Annotated in this window: 13 protein-coding genes; 4 read left to right on the plus strand and 9 right to left on the minus strand. The window is 61.0% G+C overall.

The features are described 5' to 3' along the window. Window positions 1–77: 77 nt before the first annotated feature. The 4 genes from AAHK20_RS03810 to AAHK20_RS03825 all read right to left on the minus strand — a co-directional run bounded on the left by AAHK20_RS03810 (window position 78) and on the right by AAHK20_RS03825 (window position 5,212). Window positions 78–1,247, minus strand: coding sequence for a polysaccharide biosynthesis/export family protein (locus tag AAHK20_RS03810; protein WP_449180110.1), 1,170 nt, complete (start codon window positions 1,245–1,247; stop codon window positions 78–80). Then, a complete protein-coding gene (locus AAHK20_RS03815; RefSeq protein ID WP_449180111.1) occupies window positions 1,241–1,675 on the minus strand; it encodes a low molecular weight protein-tyrosine-phosphatase in 435 nt (144 codons plus the stop codon). The genes AAHK20_RS03810 and AAHK20_RS03815 overlap by 7 nt, the downstream gene beginning before the upstream one ends. A gap of 665 nt (window positions 1,676–2,340) precedes the next feature. Continuing rightward, the gene (locus tag AAHK20_RS03820; RefSeq protein ID WP_449180112.1) at window positions 2,341–3,747 is read right to left on the minus strand and encodes a UDP-glucose dehydrogenase family protein; all 1,407 of its coding nucleotides are present in this window, start codon (window positions 3,745–3,747) and stop codon (window positions 2,341–2,343) included. A 79-nt stretch (window positions 3,748–3,826) separates the two neighbouring features. Then, window positions 3,827–5,212 carry an undecaprenyl-phosphate glucose phosphotransferase gene (locus AAHK20_RS03825; RefSeq protein ID WP_449180113.1) on the minus strand — a complete coding sequence of 462 codons (1,386 nt, stop codon included), beginning with the start codon at window positions 5,210–5,212 and terminating at the stop codon, window positions 3,827–3,829. Window positions 5,213–5,661: 449 nt separating this feature from the next. Between AAHK20_RS03825 and AAHK20_RS03830 the strand changes: the two genes are divergently transcribed. Then, window positions 5,662–7,194 (plus strand): mannose-1-phosphate guanylyltransferase/mannose-6-phosphate isomerase, encoded by a 1,533-nt coding sequence (locus tag AAHK20_RS03830; RefSeq protein ID WP_449180114.1) that lies wholly within the window; start codon window positions 5,662–5,664, stop codon window positions 7,192–7,194. A 13-nt stretch (window positions 7,195–7,207) separates the two neighbouring features. Here the strand turns inward: AAHK20_RS03830 and AAHK20_RS03835 are convergent, their stop codons facing one another. The 5 genes from AAHK20_RS03835 to AAHK20_RS03855 all read right to left on the minus strand — a co-directional run bounded on the left by AAHK20_RS03835 (window position 7,208) and on the right by AAHK20_RS03855 (window position 12,351). Beyond that, window positions 7,208–8,353 (minus strand): DUF6566 family protein, encoded by a 1,146-nt coding sequence (locus AAHK20_RS03835; RefSeq protein ID WP_449180115.1) that lies wholly within the window; start codon window positions 8,351–8,353, stop codon window positions 7,208–7,210. Window positions 8,354–8,951: 598 nt separating this feature from the next. Beyond that, a complete protein-coding gene (locus tag AAHK20_RS03840) occupies window positions 8,952–9,533 on the minus strand; it encodes a DUF3501 family protein (RefSeq protein ID WP_449180116.1) in 582 nt (193 codons plus the stop codon). An 89-nt stretch (window positions 9,534–9,622) separates the two neighbouring features. Next, complete coding sequence (locus AAHK20_RS03845; RefSeq protein ID WP_449180117.1) at window positions 9,623–10,960, minus strand: (Fe-S)-binding protein; 1,338 nt, start codon at window positions 10,958–10,960, stop codon at window positions 9,623–9,625. 169 nt (window positions 10,961–11,129) lie between these two features. Next, entirely contained in the window at window positions 11,130–11,552 is a 423-nt protein-coding gene (locus tag AAHK20_RS03850) for a rubrerythrin family protein (RefSeq protein WP_449180118.1), read from the minus strand. Window positions 11,553–11,790: 238 nt separating this feature from the next. Beyond that, on the minus strand, window positions 11,791–12,351 hold the full coding sequence (locus AAHK20_RS03855) for a TetR/AcrR family transcriptional regulator (protein ID WP_449180119.1): 561 nt from the start codon (window positions 12,349–12,351) through the stop codon (window positions 11,791–11,793). Window positions 12,352–12,556: 205 nt separating this feature from the next. On the opposite strand from AAHK20_RS03855, the gene AAHK20_RS03860 reads away from it, so the two are divergent. The 3 genes from AAHK20_RS03860 to AAHK20_RS03870 all read left to right on the plus strand — a co-directional run bounded on the left by AAHK20_RS03860 (window position 12,557) and on the right by AAHK20_RS03870 (window position 16,770). After that, window positions 12,557–13,585: a YncE family protein gene (locus AAHK20_RS03860; RefSeq protein WP_449180120.1), complete on the plus strand. Its 1,029-nt coding sequence runs from the start codon at window positions 12,557–12,559 to the stop codon at window positions 13,583–13,585. Between the two features lie 15 nt (window positions 13,586–13,600). Continuing rightward, entirely contained in the window at window positions 13,601–14,572 is a 972-nt protein-coding gene (locus tag AAHK20_RS03865) for a sterol desaturase family protein (RefSeq protein WP_449180121.1), read from the plus strand. A 521-nt stretch (window positions 14,573–15,093) separates the two neighbouring features. Then, entirely contained in the window at window positions 15,094–16,770 is a 1,677-nt protein-coding gene (locus AAHK20_RS03870) for a methyl-accepting chemotaxis protein (RefSeq protein ID WP_449180122.1), read from the plus strand. The last annotated feature ends 35 nt before the right edge of the window (window positions 16,771–16,805 follow it).

Genomic DNA, 16,805 nt, shown 5'->3' on the forward strand with positions numbered 1-16,805 from the left:
GTTCCCGTTTCTGGTCACGGCCGCAGCCAAACGGCTGCGGCCTAGGGGCCCTAAACTTATCGCGCTTACTACTGCGCTTACTTCGTCAGCTCTTTCAGATAGAACGCGGTCTCCAGCGCAGGCAGCACCTGCTGGATGACGCGGTTGAACTGAACCGCGCTCGCGGTGCCGACATAGACCACGTCCAACGGCTGCAACTGGAACTGCGCGGACAGCAGCAACGCGTCGGGCTGCGTCATGTCGAGTCGGTAGATGTCGGGCGTGCCTTGCTGTTTGCCTTGCAGACCGCGAATCACGTAGACCTGGCGCGGATTCGCGTCGGTATCGAGAATGCCGCCCGCGTTCGTCAGCGAATCGGCGATCGTCAGGCGGCCGCGGATCATCTGCACGGGCATCGGCGTTTTCACTTCGCCCATCACGAACACGCGGCTATCCGAGCGATCGGGGATATTGATGATGTCGCCGTCCTGCAGCATCACGTTGTTGCGCACGTCGCCGCGATCGAGCACGCCGTTCAGGTCGATCTGATAGAACTGGCTGTTGCGCGTGAGGCGCACGCGCTGCAGATCGGCGTCTGTATTCGCGCCGCCGGAACGCGTGATCGCATCGACGAGCGTGAGCGGCACATCGGTGACCGCGAGCGGCCCGGGCGTCTTCACGTCGCCTGTCACTTGAATCTTCTGGCCGCGATACGCAAGCACGCGCACGTCGAGCTGCGGGTTCTTGATATAGGGACCAAGCTGCGCCGAAAGCTGATCGCGCACTTCCTCGGTCGTCTTGCCCGCCACCTTGAAGCGGCCGATGAACGGAAAGAAGATCGTGCCGTCGGCGGACACCGTCTGCCCGAACGGATCGGCCTGACCCGGCAGCGCTGTGGTGTACGGCTGCGCGAGCGCGCCGGCGACCGATTGCGTGGTGTTGCCGCCGGTCGAGAACGACTGCCCTTGCTGCGTCGTCAGCTCCGGGTGGTCCCAGATCGTGATGCCGAGGATGTCTTGCGGCGAGATGCGATAGACGTACTTCGACGAGTCAACGAAACGCGATTGCGGCAACGGAGCCGGCGCCGCCTGCGCGGTCATTTCGTTCCTTAGCAGCGTGGGCGTGATCAAGTGGACCGGATAGGTCTCGGTCGGCGCCGCGTCTTTGTCCTCGAGGCGCGACCGGTCGAGGTTGTAGCCGGGAGCCCAGGCGCAGCCTGACAGAAAAGCCGTCAGCAAAAGAGAAGTCGCAGCGCAACGTTTCAGCATATTTTTTTCAGCCATCCGGTGACGAGATGTTCGATGAGGGCGAAGCTCTGGCGATAGGCGTCTTCGTGACCGCCGTGGGGATCGGCGACATCCGAGTTTTCCCATTTGCCGAGCAGATGGACCTTCCCGCGCGAGGTCGGCTCGATGGATTCCACGGCTTTAATTTGCTGCCGCTCGCTGACCAGGATCAGGTCCGCGTCGCGGATGTAGCGCAGGTTCAGGCGCTTCGCGCGGTGTTCTGTGCTGTCTATTCCATTGGCGGCTAAAAGGTTCCGCATCGTTGGGTCGATTGAAGCGCCGTCTTGGGCGCGCAGTCCCGCTGAGTGAAACTCGATGCTTTTATTTGGGCGCCGGGCCCTGAATAGCAGCTCCGCTGCGGGGCTTCGGCATACGTTTGCGTGGCACACCACTAAGATGTTTTTAAACATACGCTTTGGCCTTGGTCTTCAGTGCGCTCGCGCTGGGTCGTTCGCCAAGGTCTTTGTGAACACCTTGATTTCGCGTCGGTCCGTTTAGTCCGTCCCTCCCCGGGACCGGGGTCACTTTTGTCCTTGCCAAAAGTAACCAAAAGCGCGTCCTCGCCGGACGGCCCGCCCGGAGGCACTCAACCCTGTTAGTACGGGAAGCCCGGGGCAAGCTTGGGAAACCGCTATTGCGCGCCGTACGGCCCATTAGCACGTGGCACGGAATAAGGTCCGCTCGAATCAAATCGCGGCTGGAGGTCAGCAAAGATCTGAAGACGCTTGTCTTGCAGTGCGCCCACGCACATGGGCCCGCGTCCAATCGTAAGCAACGTGGGGCGCGGCCAAATCGATGACTTCGATTTATTTCGGTTCTGAGCCGTTCTGTGCCGCGTGCAAACGGGACGTGCGGCGCGCAATAACGGTTTCCCAAGTTTGCGCTTGGAACACCGGTACTAACAGGGTTGAGTGCCTCCGGGCCAGGCCGTCCGGCGAGGACGCGCTTTTGGTTACTTTTGGCAAGACAAAAGTAACCCCCGCCCCGGGGAGGGGCGACGCTTGTGCACCGACATGAAATCAAAGTTTTCATGAAAGCCTTGGCGAACGACACAGCGCCGCAGGAAAAAACGAATTCACCGCGCCGCGACGGCAACAGAACCTGCGCTTGCGCCGACGAGAGCACCACCGCGTCCGATAGCGTGATACTCGACCCCAATCTCCCGCATCGCATCCGGCTCATACAAATTGCGCCCATCAAAAATCAAAGGCGTTTTGAGCCCCTTCTTAAGACTGTCGAAATCCGGACTCTTGAAAGCCTTCCACTCGGTAAGAATCACAAGCGCATCAGCATTCTTAACAGCCTCCATCTGCTCATTAGCAAACGTCAGCCGCTCCAGCCACTCAGGCTCGTCCTGCAAATCAAGTTCAATAACGCGCTTAGCGTCCCGAATCGCAACCGGGTCATACGCCACCACATGCGCGCCCCGCGCAAGCAAAGCGGCGATCAAAGACCGGCTAGGCGCCTCGCGCATATCATCGGTATTAGGCTTGAATGCAAGCCCCCAAACCGCAAACGTGCGATCGGACAGGTCCTCGCCCAAGCGCGCAACGATCTTCTCCGCAAGCACTTGTTTCTGCGCATCGTTGACCGAAGAAACGGCCTTAAGAATCTTCAACTCATGCGAGTTCTCAGCCGCCGTACGAATCAGCGCCTCCACATCCTTGGGAAAACACGACCCGCCATACCCGCAGCCCGCATACAAAAAGTCGTAACCGATACGCGGATCCGACCCAATACCGCGCCGCACCGACTCAATATCAGCCCCAATACGATCCGCAAAATTCGCAAGCTCATTCATGAACGAGATCCGCGTCGCGAGCATCGCATTCGCCGCATATTTCGTGAATTCCGCCGAACGCACATCCATCCACAGCGTGCGTTCGTGATTGCGGTTGAAGGGCGCATAAAGACGCCGCATCACCTCACGCGCCTTCTCACCCGGCACGTCTTCATCGCAGCCAAGCACGATGCGATCCGGCCGCGTAAAGTCGTCAACCGCCGCCCCCTCCTTCAGGAACTCGGGATTCGACACGACCGAGAACATATGCTCTTCACCGCGTGCAGCCAGCTCCGCCGCCACGGTCTCACGCACGCGCAGCGCCGTCCCGACGGGCACCGTCGATTTATCGACGATCACCTTGAAGCCAGTCATATAGCGGCCGATGTTGCGCGCAGCCGCGAGCACGTATTGCAGATCGGCCGAACCGTCCTCATCCGGCGGCGTGCCAACCGCGATGAACTGCACGTCGCCATGCGCCACCGCGGCGCGCACATCGGTCGAAAACTTGAGACGGTTCGCGGCGAGATTGCGCGCGATGACTTCCCGCAAGCCCGGCTCGTGAATCGGAATGCCGCCGCTATTCAACACATCGATCTTCTTCTGATCGACGTCGAGGCAAAACACGTCGTGGCCGATGTCGGCAAGACATGCGCCCGTCACGAGACCCACGTAACCGCTGCCAATGATGGTCAGGTTCATCCGTTACTCCAAGAAACAGGAAACTGAGCAGGAAAGTGTCGCGAAGCCGGCACGCGATGCGCGCCGCCGGCTCGCATCCTCAATATGCGTTGCTGCCGGCAAAGCCCTTCCACAAGGTCAGAACGACGATCTTGATGTCGAGCCAGAAGGTCCAGTGCTGCATGTAGTACAGATCGAGCTTCACGCGCCCCATCATCTTTTCGACGCGGTCGGTTTCGCCGCGATAGCCGTTGATCTGCGCCCATCCCGTGATGCCGGGCTTGATCCGGTAGCGGTGCATGTAGCCGCGTACGAGATCCTTGTAGATGTCGTCGTGCTGGAGCGCGTGCGGGCGCGGCCCCACCACCGACATCTCGCCTTTGAGCACGTTGATGAACTGCGGCAGCTCGTCGAGGCTCGTGCGGCGCAGGAAGCGGCCGACCGTCGTCACGCGCGTATCGTTCTTGGTCGCCTGCGTCACCGTGCCGGCCTTCTCGGCATGCACTTTCATCGAGCGGAACTTGTAGATCTCGAACTCGTTGCCGTCGAGACCCTTGCGCTTCTGCCGGAAGAACACCGGGCCCGGCGACGTCAGCTTGACCATGGCCGCGATCACCACCATCAACGGCGAGAGCGCGGCCAGCGCGCACAGCGCAAAGAGTCGATCGAACACGAACTTCGGCAGAATGCGCACGTCGGTGATCGGCGAGGCCGCCAAATTGATCGCGGGCACGCCCAGCAGATCGACCACCGCGTGATTGAACAGCGACAGGCTGCGCACATCGGGGATGAAGCGGATGTTGACGAAGTCGTCCTTGAACTCCGTCACCATCTTGTGAATCGTGCGTTCCTGCGAGATCGGCAAGGCGAGCCACAATTCACGAATCGCGCGGCGCTTGACGAGATCCGTCAGCTTCGCGAAATCGTGCTCGATCGGCACGCCGGCCACCATCGCAGCCGCGCCGCCTTGGATGCCCGCTTCCTCGTCGAAGATGCACACGGGGCTGAATCCCGCATCGGGCCGCTTTTGCATCTGTTCGACCAGGAACTGCCCGTATTGCTTGCCGCCCACCACGGCAACCGCCTTCTGATTGAAGCCTTCGCGGCGCAGTTGGCGCAGGATCGCGTAGACGACGGTCTTCGTCACGAGCAACAGCGCGATCGTCGCCACGGCCCAATAGAAGAGCCACAAGCGCGACAGCTCCTCCGCGCGATGCGCGCTGAAGCTCATCAAAATGCCCGTGCCTTCGACGATCAGCCAACCGATCCCCACGCGCCACAGCAGTTCGCGCACCGGCTTGCCGCGCCACGACTGATAGATGCCGAGCGCCGGAAAGAACACGATCACCAGCACGCTGTTGAACGCGACCGCGATCGTTTCCATGTCGTTGAGCCACACGAAGCGCCCTTCGTGCAGCCCCGCCGCGATGAGCGCGCCCAAAGCGGCCATTGCGATGTCGATGATTCTCGATAGAACGCTCAGCATCCGATACACCCCAGTTCGTCAGTCACGTTCCGCGTATTGGTCCGGTGTCGCGAGGGCTCGAACGCATTGCCGCGATTCGTGGAAACCCTTGCTTGGCGTCAATGAAGCGGCATTAAAAAACTTGCTGCAAGTGCAGCAATATTTCGAAAATTATTCAGCAAGATTTGCCGATTTTTTTCCGATTTCGTGCGGAACGTTTTTCCGAAAGTGAGCGAGGAAAGCCGTGCAGACGGCCAAATCGGCGGGACATGGGCGCGATTTCGCATAGGCGTCGGCAGACGAGCTCGCAACCCGCCGCTCGACGCCGCTGTCATGCGCAATTCATTTTCCCAATTGTTTTCTATTTTTTTATTCGCAGCGATTCAAATTAACGAAACACGATCTTTTATTGTGAATTTACGTCGTGCTAAAACTTGAGGCATTCCTTTTTATGCCCAAGGAGTACCACCATGATTGCTCCGGTTGCCGTGGCCGACGCCGATCTCGACGTCAAACACGAACAGGAACGTCCGCGCGCAGCGGGCGTGCGGCTCGAAGTGCACCCCGTGATTCTCGCGGGCGGCTCAGGCACGCGCTTGTGGCCGATGTCGCGCCAGCACCATCCCAAGCAGCTCATCGGTTTGCTTGGCGACGAGTCGCTGCTTCAATCGACGACGCATCGCCTCGAAGGACTGATGAGCGGTTATGCGCTCGCGGACCGCGTCACCATCGTCTGCGGCGAAGAACACCGCTTCACCACCGCCGAACAATTGCGCGCGAGCGGCCACGCCTCGCGCATCGTGCTCGAGCCGCTCGGACGCGATACGGCGCCCGCGCTGACGGTCGCGGCGCTCGATATCGCCGCTAATGCCGGCGATGCGCTGATGGTCGTGATGCCCGCCGACCACGCGGTCGCCGATCTTGAAGGCTTCCAAGCCGCCGTGGCGGCCGGCGTTCACTACGCGTCGGAAGGGATGATCGCGACGATGGGCATCGTGCCCGATCGTCCGGAAACGGGCTACGGCTACATCCGCCTTGGACAGCCAATTGGCGAAGCGGGCGGGATCGCGGCGCGCAAGCTCGAACGCTTCGTCGAGAAACCGCACCTCGAACTCGCGCAGCAGTACGTCGCGTCGGGCGAGTATTGGTGGAACAGCGGCATCTTCATCGTGCGCGCATCGACCTGGCTCAAGGCCGTTCAGCACTTCCAGCCGGCCATTCACGAAGCCTGTGTGCGCGCGCACGCCAGCGGAAAAACCGACGGCGACTTTTTCCGCATCGATACCCAAGCGTTTGCCAGCTCACCGTCGAACTCGATCGACTACGCGGTGATGGAGCCGCTAAGCAACGATCAATCCGTGTGCGGCAGCGTGGTCGTGCCTCTGAACGCGGGGTGGTCCGACGTCGGCTCGTGGGACGCGATCTGGAAGATTCTGCCGAAGGACGACAACGGCAACGTCGGGCGCGGACGCATCATGTTCGAAGGCGCGCAATCGACGCTCGCCCACTCCGAGGGCCGCCTGATCGCTTGCGTCGGCACGCAGGACCTCGTCGTCGTCGAGACGGCCGATGCGATTCTCGTCGCCGAGAAATCGCACGTGCAGGAGGTCAAGAAGATCGTCGGCCGGCTGAAGGCGGAAAGCGGCCCCGAAGCAGCGAGCCACCGCAAAGTGCATCGCCCGTGGGGCCATTACGATTCGGTCGACAACGGCGAGCGCTTTCAGGTCAAGCGCATTGTCGTGAAGCCCGGCGCGCGGCTTTCGCTGCAGATGCACCACCACCGCGCCGAGCATTGGATCGTCGTGCGCGGCACCGCGCTCGTGACGCGCGGCGAGGAGTCGTTCATCCTGTCCGAGAACGAATCGACCTACATCCCGCTCGGCGTCACGCACCGGCTCGAAAACCCCGGGAAAATGCCGCTCGAAATCATCGAAGTGCAGTCCGGCGCCTATCTCGGCGAGGACGACATCGTGCGCTTCGACGACAAATACGGACGCGAATAAATCGCGTCCGCAGTCATCCGACCTGGTAAAGCAGTTCGGATGACTTAGCAGCATCCGAGCGGCCGTCCTTAGCGGCGCGCCGCTCGGGAACGTGGCGTTTGACCACGGGTTCGAGCGGCAGCGTGATGCTCGTTACCGTCGGCTTGATCGCGACCGGCGGCATGGCAGTGGAAGAGTCGGAAGAAACCGATGCGGATGTCGGCACGGGCAACACGAGCGATACCGCAGCGGCCTCAGCGGCGCTTTCGACTTCGTCCTCGATCGGCGCGACGCGGTCGACCGCTTCCGTGCGGCTTTCCCCTTCGATCCAGTCGCGGCCCCAGCCAAGCGCGAAATGCTGCGCGGCTTGCGGATCCGTGAAGCGCGGCCCGATCAGCCCGGAGCGCTCGATGCGCTTGCCGTCCTTCACGATTTCCGTCCACGCGCGATACATCAGCTTCGCGACCGGCTGCGCCGACGCGTAGATCGTATAGCCCTTGTAGTGGTCGACTTGCGCATCGCTCGACCCGAAATTCAGCCAGGGCGTGCCGCGCGGCAGATCGCGCTTCGCCGCCTTGCCCGGCGGACCGGCCAAGCTGGCGTCGGCCGGCGAAGCCACGCTTCGGACTGGCTCGGATGGCGCCGGTTGAGTCGCCGCCCAAGCGTCGGCTCGCAAGCGCAAGCCTTGCAGGGCGTTGACTTCAGGCTCGGACAGCGCCTCCCCGCCCGACAGCTGGCGCGTCATCGCGGCAATCGGGTCGCCCGGCGCGCAAACGTTTGCGGCGACCGGCGACGAATGCCACGAATCAGGATTTTTCCAGAACACGCCACGCAGACGGTCGATGTCGGCAGCCGGCTCCGGACGCGGCGCGGCGACCGGCACCGGGGGTTCGGGAATATAAGCGAACGTTCGGCCGAATTCCTTCAGCACACGGATCATTTCCATCATCGTGCCGTCGACCAGCCATTCTTCGAAACGGCGCCGGCAAGTGGGCCCGGACGGATAGCGTCCCGGCAGCTTCGACCAGGGGTTGCCCGTCGTCAGGATCCACAGCACCGCGTTCACCACCACCCGCGTTTCAGCGCGGGGTCTGCCGCGACGATTCAGGCGCACGGGTTCATCGGCCACCAGACGGGATAGTCGTTCCCATTCGTCGTCGTTCAACTCGTCGAAGAACATGCTTTTCTCCACGCGGCCAGGCCGGGCCGCGACTATCGGCGAATGTGCGCAGATCATGCGCATTCGCCATTAGGTTGCACAAATTGCTGGTTCACTGGGCGCGTCGGTCAATTTCGCACGTATGCAGTGCAGAATTTCCCTCGCTTGACGCACAAAACTCGGTCTCACTCGTGCATGGGAAAAATTGTGCACGAAGCATACCATCGCTAGGGTTTGTCTGAATATCCCGTACTCTTTATGTTACGTACAGAAACAAGTTGGCGGCAATTCGTTACAGAATTATGAATGGAATTATTTATTCGATCGTTATCGATCCAGACGGAAAGCAACCGTAAGGCAAGAGGCTTGAGACCTCAGCCGCTAGGGGCTAAGCCTGTAGAAGCGGGCTCACACCATACAACGAAAGGCATAAATCAATAGCAAATGACTGGTAAGAATTTGCAAAGACGTTGTAAAAGCGTATTGAATTTTGCTAAGCGCGCTTTTACGAGCGAATGGAATGGAGAGGCAATCGAGGGGAGAGAGGCGGCATGCGTCGAGCACGCCGCATCGAGAGAGGAAGCTCAGGCCGGGCGGCCAAAGCCGTATGCCTAAAGGCTCAAGCCAAGTCTTTAAGAAGCGAGGCGAGTACCCCAGGCTCGATCGGCGTGAGCGGCACCGGGTAGTTCGGATGATCGCATCCCGCCAACAACCGCGCGCCCTCTTTCAGCTTCACCTTCATGTGCGGCGTGAATTCGAAGCGCACGAAATGCACGGCCGAAGTCTTTTCATCGTTCTCGCGATCGAGGTCTTCGTCGGCGATCGCATAGACGGGCTCCTCGCCGTCCACCTGCATGAATACGCGGTCTTCAATGCCGATCAACCGACCCAGCGCCGCACGGCGCTCGATCAAGTTCTCGTATTCGATCTGCATCGTCGCGATGAGGTTGTTGCCGTTGGGCACGAGCGGCAAGTACGTGTTCAACTCGCCGAGAATGCCTTCTTCGTCGAAGATCTTTTCGATGTGGAGCATTTCCTGAATTTGATAGCGAATCGTCGTTTCATCTTCAAACAAGAACACGATGTGGTTGCCGAGATGCACGGCGCGCGTCTTCTTATGTTCGATCACCCTTGCGCGCATCTCCGGGCGCACCTTCGAATAAGCCTCGAGTGTCAGCAGCGAATTCCTGGAAATGGTCATTGCGCGTTCCTTGCATAAAAAGAATAGAAGCGGCCCGAATCGAGCCGCTAAGCGAGCCGTCGCTTGAACGTCATGCGAGCTTCATGCCGTCATACGCCATAGGCTTTGCGCAGCAACGTCAGCGGATGCGCCAGCGGCGCTTCCTTCAAGCCGTTTTCCTCAATGCCTTGGGCAATGTGGTGCCCGGCCAATTGGCAATCGGACGCAATGTAATCCGGCTGCGCCCCGGCCATCGCCTTGAATACCGGCGTGCCGATCTGCATCGCCATGCGATGAAACTCTTTCTTCACGCCGAAGGTGCCCGCATGTCCCGAGCAACGCTCGACCACGTTGATCTCGGTGCCCGGCACGAGCGATAGCGTCTCCGATGTTTTGCGCCCGATGTTTTGCACGCGCCCGTGGCAAGGCACGTGATACGAGATCTTGCCGAGTTCGCTTTTGAAGTCCGTCTTCAAGAGACCATCGCGATGGCGCGAGACAAAGTATTCGAACGGGTCCCAGAATGCGTCGCTCACTAGCTTGGCTTCTTCGTCATCGGGAAACATCAGCGGCAACTCGTGCTTGTACATCAGCACGCAGCTCGGAATCGCCGACATCAACGCATAGCCTTCGCGCGCGTACTTGGCGAGCACCGGCATGTTCTGCGCCTTCTTCGCCGCCACGCCATCGAGATTGCCTTGCTCCAGGAGCGGCATACCGCAGCACGCTTCGCTCGACACGAGCACGTACGGAATCTCGTTGTGCGCCAGCACGGCAAGCAGATCGTGCCCGATGCCCGGCTCGTTGAAGTTCACGTAGCACGTCGCGTAGATCGCGACCTTGCCGGGCGTGCGCTCGCCGTCGCGCACCGCATGCTCGGGGGATTTCTGCGCGGCGCTGCGGAATTTGCGCGGCGCGAAATCGGGCAGCCATGCATTCTTGTCGACGCCCAACGCCGATTCCATCATGCCGCGTGCGAACGCCGTGTGATTCACGGCGTTGACCGTCTGCGTGACGATCGGAATGCCGGCGAAGTTGCCGAGCGCATCGGTATTCGAAAGAAACTTGTCGCGCAGGCCCACCTCGCCGCGTTTATATCGCGCTGCCTTCGAGCGCAGCATCAGATGCGGAAAATCGACATTCCACGGATGCGGCGGGACGTACGGACATTTCGTCATGTAGCAGAGGTCGCACAGATAGCACTGGTCGACCACTTTGGGATATTCGCTCGGGCTGACATCGTGCGCCTCGCCGGAATCGGTTTCGTCGACGAGATCGAACAGCGCGGGAAACGCGCCGCATAGCGACACGCAGCGCCGGCAGCCGGCGCAAATGTCGAAGACGCGCGCGAGTTCCTTATCGATTGAAGCCTGATCGTAGAAATCTTCCGAGCGCCAATCTAGCGGGTGACGGGTGGGCGCCTCGAGACTGCCTTCTTTGTGCGGCATGACATCACGCTCCTTGACGGGATCGGCCCTGAAAGCGATGAGCCAGGCTTAGGTCTGTGCTTGGAGACAGCAGCCTTTAAGCGCGCAGCACCCTCCCGGGCGCCGCGCGCTCTTTGAAACGATGCCGGGCATGCCGGCGCGAGCCAGCATGCTTGCATCCGCGTCTCTATCAATCGACGAGCGCTTCGAGCGCCTTCGTATAGCGATTGGCGTGACTGCGTTCGGCTTTCGCCAGCGTTTCGAACCAGTTGGCGATTTCGTCGAAGCCTTCGTCACGCGCGACGCGCGCCATGCCCGGATACATGTCCGTGTATTCGTGCGTTTCGCCGGCTACAGCCGATTGCAGGTTAAGCCGCGACGAGCCGAACGGCAGGCCCGTTGCGGGGTCGCCCACTGCCTCCAGATATTCCAGATGACCGTGCGCATGGCCCGTTTCACCTTCAGCCGTCGAACGGAATAGCGCGGAGACGTCGTTCTGTCCCTCGACGTCCGCCTTGGCCGCGAAGTACAAGTACCGCCGGTTCGCCATCGATTCGCCTGCGAACGCGTCCTTCAAGTTCTGCTCCGTCTTCGTACCCTTGAGTTGTGTCATCTGGACCTCCTGTTGATCCGGCGTCGTGGGGACGCGCTGTTCGTGTATCTGGGATCTGCAAGGCTTGTAGGGAGAATGCACGTCGCGGCACCCGCCGGAGGGCGCCGTACTCTAAATCTAGGAGGTGAGACGCCGGTTCCCAATTGGCATTTTCAATGCCAGCGATAGCCGGGACCGGCGCTAAGGAGGAAGGGGTAAAAATCGAAGAAATTGCTGTCCTGCAGCACTTTATGCGGGACTACGCGGCCTTGACCGTATTCACCACATCGTCGAGCCGTGCTTTCGTGTGAAACAAGCGGCTTGCCGTCACACTGCCCTGGAACGATGCGAACAGCACGCGCGCCGCGCCTTCGGGCTTGCCGTTGATGCGCAGCGTGCCGTCGGCCTGCCCTTGTTCGAGCAATTTCGCGAGCCACGCCTCGTTCGTCTTGTAGAACGCCTGCACCGCGTGTCGGACGTCGTCGGGCAGCGACTCGATATCGGCCGCCAGCATGCCGCACAGACAGATTTGCGTGCCGTCGCCCATCACGCGGCCGAAGAGCTTCGCGTAGCGCTCGAGCTTCTTGTCGGCGGGCAGCGAGGCGTCGATCGTGGCAACCTGCTCCATCACGTCGCGGCTGTAGACGTTCACCGCTTCGAGCGCCAAGTCCTCTTTCTTCGGGAAGTAATAGTGAATGCTCGACGTTTTGACGCCGACGAGCGCGGAGAGATCGCGATAGCTGAAGCCGTTGTACCCGTGCGTCATCATCAGCGCCACGGCGTGCTCGATCAGTTGTTCGCGGACAGTTGAAGTTTCCATGGACTTGAATTTATCTACCACTAGGTAGTTAGTCAAGCGCGGTAATGAATGCATGCGCAAGATTCATCAAAAACCCCGTACGGTATGGCGAAAATGAAAGAATCGATGCGTATAGTGACCTGCGACCGCTTCACCATTGAACGCATTCCTCAAGTGGCAGCGCTTGCGCTTGGAGCCGCTGCCGCGCTCCGCACCTCACACATCCATGAAGCTTTCCCGTCGCGAACTACTCGGCCATAGCCTGGCCATTCCCCTGAGTCTCAGTCTGTCGCCCATTCTCGCGCTGCGCCCGCGTATCGCCAGCGCCGCGACATCCGCGGCCGCGCCGCAGCTCGCCATCGTGATGAACTCGGGCGAAGCGAGCGTCTCGGTCATCGACATGACGACGCACCAAGTCGTCCGCAATCTGCCGACGCTGCGCGAACCGAGCCACTGGGCGCTCTCGCCGGATCGCAGCAAGCTGTATATCGCCGACGCCAGCGGCAACGCGCTCTTCATCGTCGATCCGAAGACGGGCACCGCGCTCGGCCACAAGACCATCGCCGATCCTTATCAGCTTGGCTTCACGCCCGATCACCGCTATCTCGTCGTCAACGCGCTGCGTCTGAACTACGTCGATATCTACCGGGCCGACGATCTCTCGCTCGTCAAGCGCTTCTCGCCGGGCGGCATGCCGAGCCACCTCGATTTCTCGCCGGATTCGCGCTGGAGCTTCAACTCGATGCAGCAGTCGAGCACGCTCGTCTCGTTCGACCTGACCAACATGACGACGCGCTGGACCTCGAAAGTGGGCTCGACGCCCGCCGGCGTGCTCTGGCACAACGGCAAGGTGCTCGTCTGCGTGATGGGGGCCGACCATGTGGCGGAAGTCGATCCGGCCAACGGCAACGTTCTGCGCCGCATTAAAACCGGTGTGGGGCCGCACAATATTTTCCTCACGCCGGATGGCAAGACGCTCTACGTGAGCAATCGGATCGGCGGCTCGCTCGTCGCGCTCGATCCCGCGACCTACGCGATTCGCCGCACCTATCCGTTCCATGCGTGCGGTCCCGACGATATGAGCGTCGCGCCCGACGGCAAGCTCTGGGTGACGCTGCGCTTCCGCGAGCAGGTCGCGGTGCTGGACCCCGAGAGCGGCAGCTACCAGACGATCGACGTGGGCCGCTCGCCGCACGGCATCTTCCTCACGACCGAATTGAGCCGCCCGGGGCTCGTCACCGCCGAAATGCTTTAAAGAGGCTAACGCGCCATGCTGGTTTTCCTCGACCGATTCTTCAACATGCTCGCCGGCGAAATCGACCAGTACCTGGTCTTGCCGGTGCTTTATCACTTCGGCTGGATGGAGTGGGAAGAGCTCTCGTTCGATTGGGCGCTGATCTGCGTCTATGGATTCTTTGCCGTGATCGCGACGTACGCCATTTGCTGGCCGCTCGAAGCGATGTTCCCGATCGAGAAGTGGGAGGACCGCAAAGCGGTGCTGACCGACGCGTTCTATACGATCCTCAATCGCGTCGGCGTGCTGCCCGTGGTGGCCTTCCTCTTGTTCTATCAGGTGCAGGTGTGGGTGAACGGCTTCGTGGTCGCACAAGGCTACATTCCGCCGACGCTCGAAACGCTGATCCCGCCGCTGCTCGGCCACCCGATCATCACGTTCATCGGCTACGCGCTGATTCTCGATTGCGCCGATTACTGGCGTCATCGGCTCTCGCATTCGTTCCGCAGCTGGTACGCGCTGCATGCCTTGCATCACGCGCAGCGGCAAATGAGCTTCTGGTCCGACGACCGCAACCATCTGCTCGACGATCTCGTCGCCGGAGTTTGGTTCGGCGTCGTGGGGCTGGCGATCGGCATTCCGCCGCTGCAGTTTCCGCTGCTGTTCCTGTTCATGCGCTTCATCGAGAGCTTGAGCCACGCGAACATCAAGCTCTCGTTCGGCTGGCTCGGCGACCGGATTCTGGTGTCGCCTCGCTTTCATCGCCTGCATCACGGGTTGCGCGCGGCGGGCCGCAATTCGTGCAATTACGGCGCGGTGTTTCCGATCTGGGACATGGTGTTCGGTACGGCGGATTTTTCGGCGGAGTATCCGCCGACCGGCGACAAGCGCGCGCCTGAATCGATGGCGACGGGGGGCTATCTTGAGCAGCAGCTTGGCGGCTTGCAGTTCTTCGTGGATGAATTCAAGGCGGCCTCGAGAAGCAAGCGCAAGCGGCAGAGTGCGTGAGGCGCGACGGTCGCCCGCAAACCTCGCCGCGCCCGAAAAGTTAGCCCACAACTCACAACTAAAAAGTCAACGCCACGGGCCGCCACTCCTTACCCAGCCTATCTGTTAAATAGCGTGGAAATACCAAAGAAAAGCGCGTCTCGACCTAAAGTTTGTCTAAAATTGGTCGATATAAATGCCTCGCTTTTTGGTGCGGCGCACTGAAAAGCGCGCATTACGGGCTTTCAATAAGCTTTCCACTTAGCTTTCGCTGCATTGTCATAATTACTGATTGACCGGCACGATCCGGCCTATAAAAATCCTTCAAACCATAGACAAGCGAGACCACGCGAGCCGTTACTGGCGGCATTGCCTTTGACCGGAAGGCCCGCCGCCCAAGCCGAAGCATCGATCTGCCGGGCATTACGTGCACTTTTCGGCCAAATGGCTCGCGCCGAAGTCGTTTAGCTTTAGGTCATTGCCGGAATTGCGCCTGTCGCACTGGCGCCCGCACCTATTCACTTCAGAAAGAGGCATTGACGATGGCTACCGTGACGCCAGGCGCAAACCGCGCCCCCCTGCCCGGCGTTTCCGTCGGCGCGAGGTTTACTCTGAGCCGCCGCATTGTCGTGAGCTTCGGCGCGCTGTTCGTGTTGATGCTTGTGATGGCGGCGATTTCCTATACGCGCTTGCGAGCGATCGACGACGAAGCGGTCAGCCTGAACCGCGACTCGGTGCCCGGCCTCTACTACGCGGCCGCGCTGCGCATCACGTCGGTCGAAAGCTATGAAGCGCTCGAACGCGCCGTGTTCGCCAATACCGACGATCAAAGCGAGAAGCGCGATTTCGATCACTTGGCGAGCGTCATGAGCACGTTCGACAAGAACATCGCCGACTATGAAACCACCCTCTTCCGCGACGACGACAAAGCGCGATTCGCCCAGTTCAAGACCGCTTACGGCGCGTATCTGCCACTCGTGAACAATGTCGTGCAGCAGGCGCAGACCTCGCACGGCGCCGCGCAGGCCGCGTTTGCCCGCGTGTTCCCTGCCTGGGAAAACGTGATCCGCCAAGCGGATGTCCTCGTCGCGGAGAACCACGGCCAGGCCGACGATTCCGCCCACGCGATCCGCGATTCCGTGAGCGGCACCGAGTACACGCTTGCTACTGCGCTCGGCGTCGTGCTGCTGGTCGCGCTCGTGACCGGCTATGCGCTCTTGCGCGCGGTGACGGTGCCGATGGCGCGGCTCGTCGAAGTGCACGACGTGATGCGCACCGGCAACCTCACGCAGCGCCTGAACCTGCGCCGCAACGACGAGTTCGGCACGCTCGAGGACGGCTTCAACCGCATGGCCGAGGAGCTCACGAGCCTCGTTGCGCAGGCGCAAAAGTCGTCGCTGCAAGTGACGACGTCGGTCGGCGAGATCGCGGCCACCTCGAAGGAGCAGCAGGCCACCGCGAGCGAAACCGCCGCCACCACCACCGAGATCAACGCGACCTCGCGCGAAATCTCCGCCACGGCGCGCGATCTGCTGCGCACGATCAACGAGGTGTCGGCGGTCGCGGAGCAATCGGCGACGCTCGCCGGCGCGAGCCAGAGCGGCGTCGCGCGCATGGAGGAAACGATGCGCGGCGTGATGGAAGCCGCCGGCTCGGTCAACGCGAAGCTCTCGATCCTCAACGAGAAGGCCGTCAACATCAATCAGGTCGTCGCGACGATCACCAAGGTCGCGGATCAAACCAACCTGCTCTCGCTGAACGCCGCGATCGAAGCCGAAAAAGCCGGCGAGTACGGACGCGGCTTCGCGGTGGTCGCCACCGAAATCCGCCGCCTCGCGGATCAGACCGCCGTGGCGACCTACGACATCGAACAGACCGTCAAGGAGATCCAATCGGCGGTCTCGGCGGGCGTGATGGGCATGGACAAGTTCTCCGAGGAAGTGCGCCGCGGCATGCGCGACGTGCAGGACGTGGGCGTTCAGCTCTCGCAGATCATCAACGAAGTGCAGGCGCTCGCGCCGCGCTTCGCGCGCGTGAACGACGGCATGCAGACGCAGGCGAACGGCGCCGAGCAGATCACGCAGGCGCTCTCGCAGCTGTCCGAATCGGCGCAGCAGACCGCGGAGTCGCTGCGCCAGTCGTCGCAGGCGATCGACGACCTCACGCTCGTCGCGAACCAGCTTCGCACCGGCGTGTCGCGCTTCAAGATCGAAGCCTGATTCGAAGCTTGATTAACCGACGCAACGCTAAAGCG

This window comes from Trinickia camelliae (assembly GCF_053525655.1).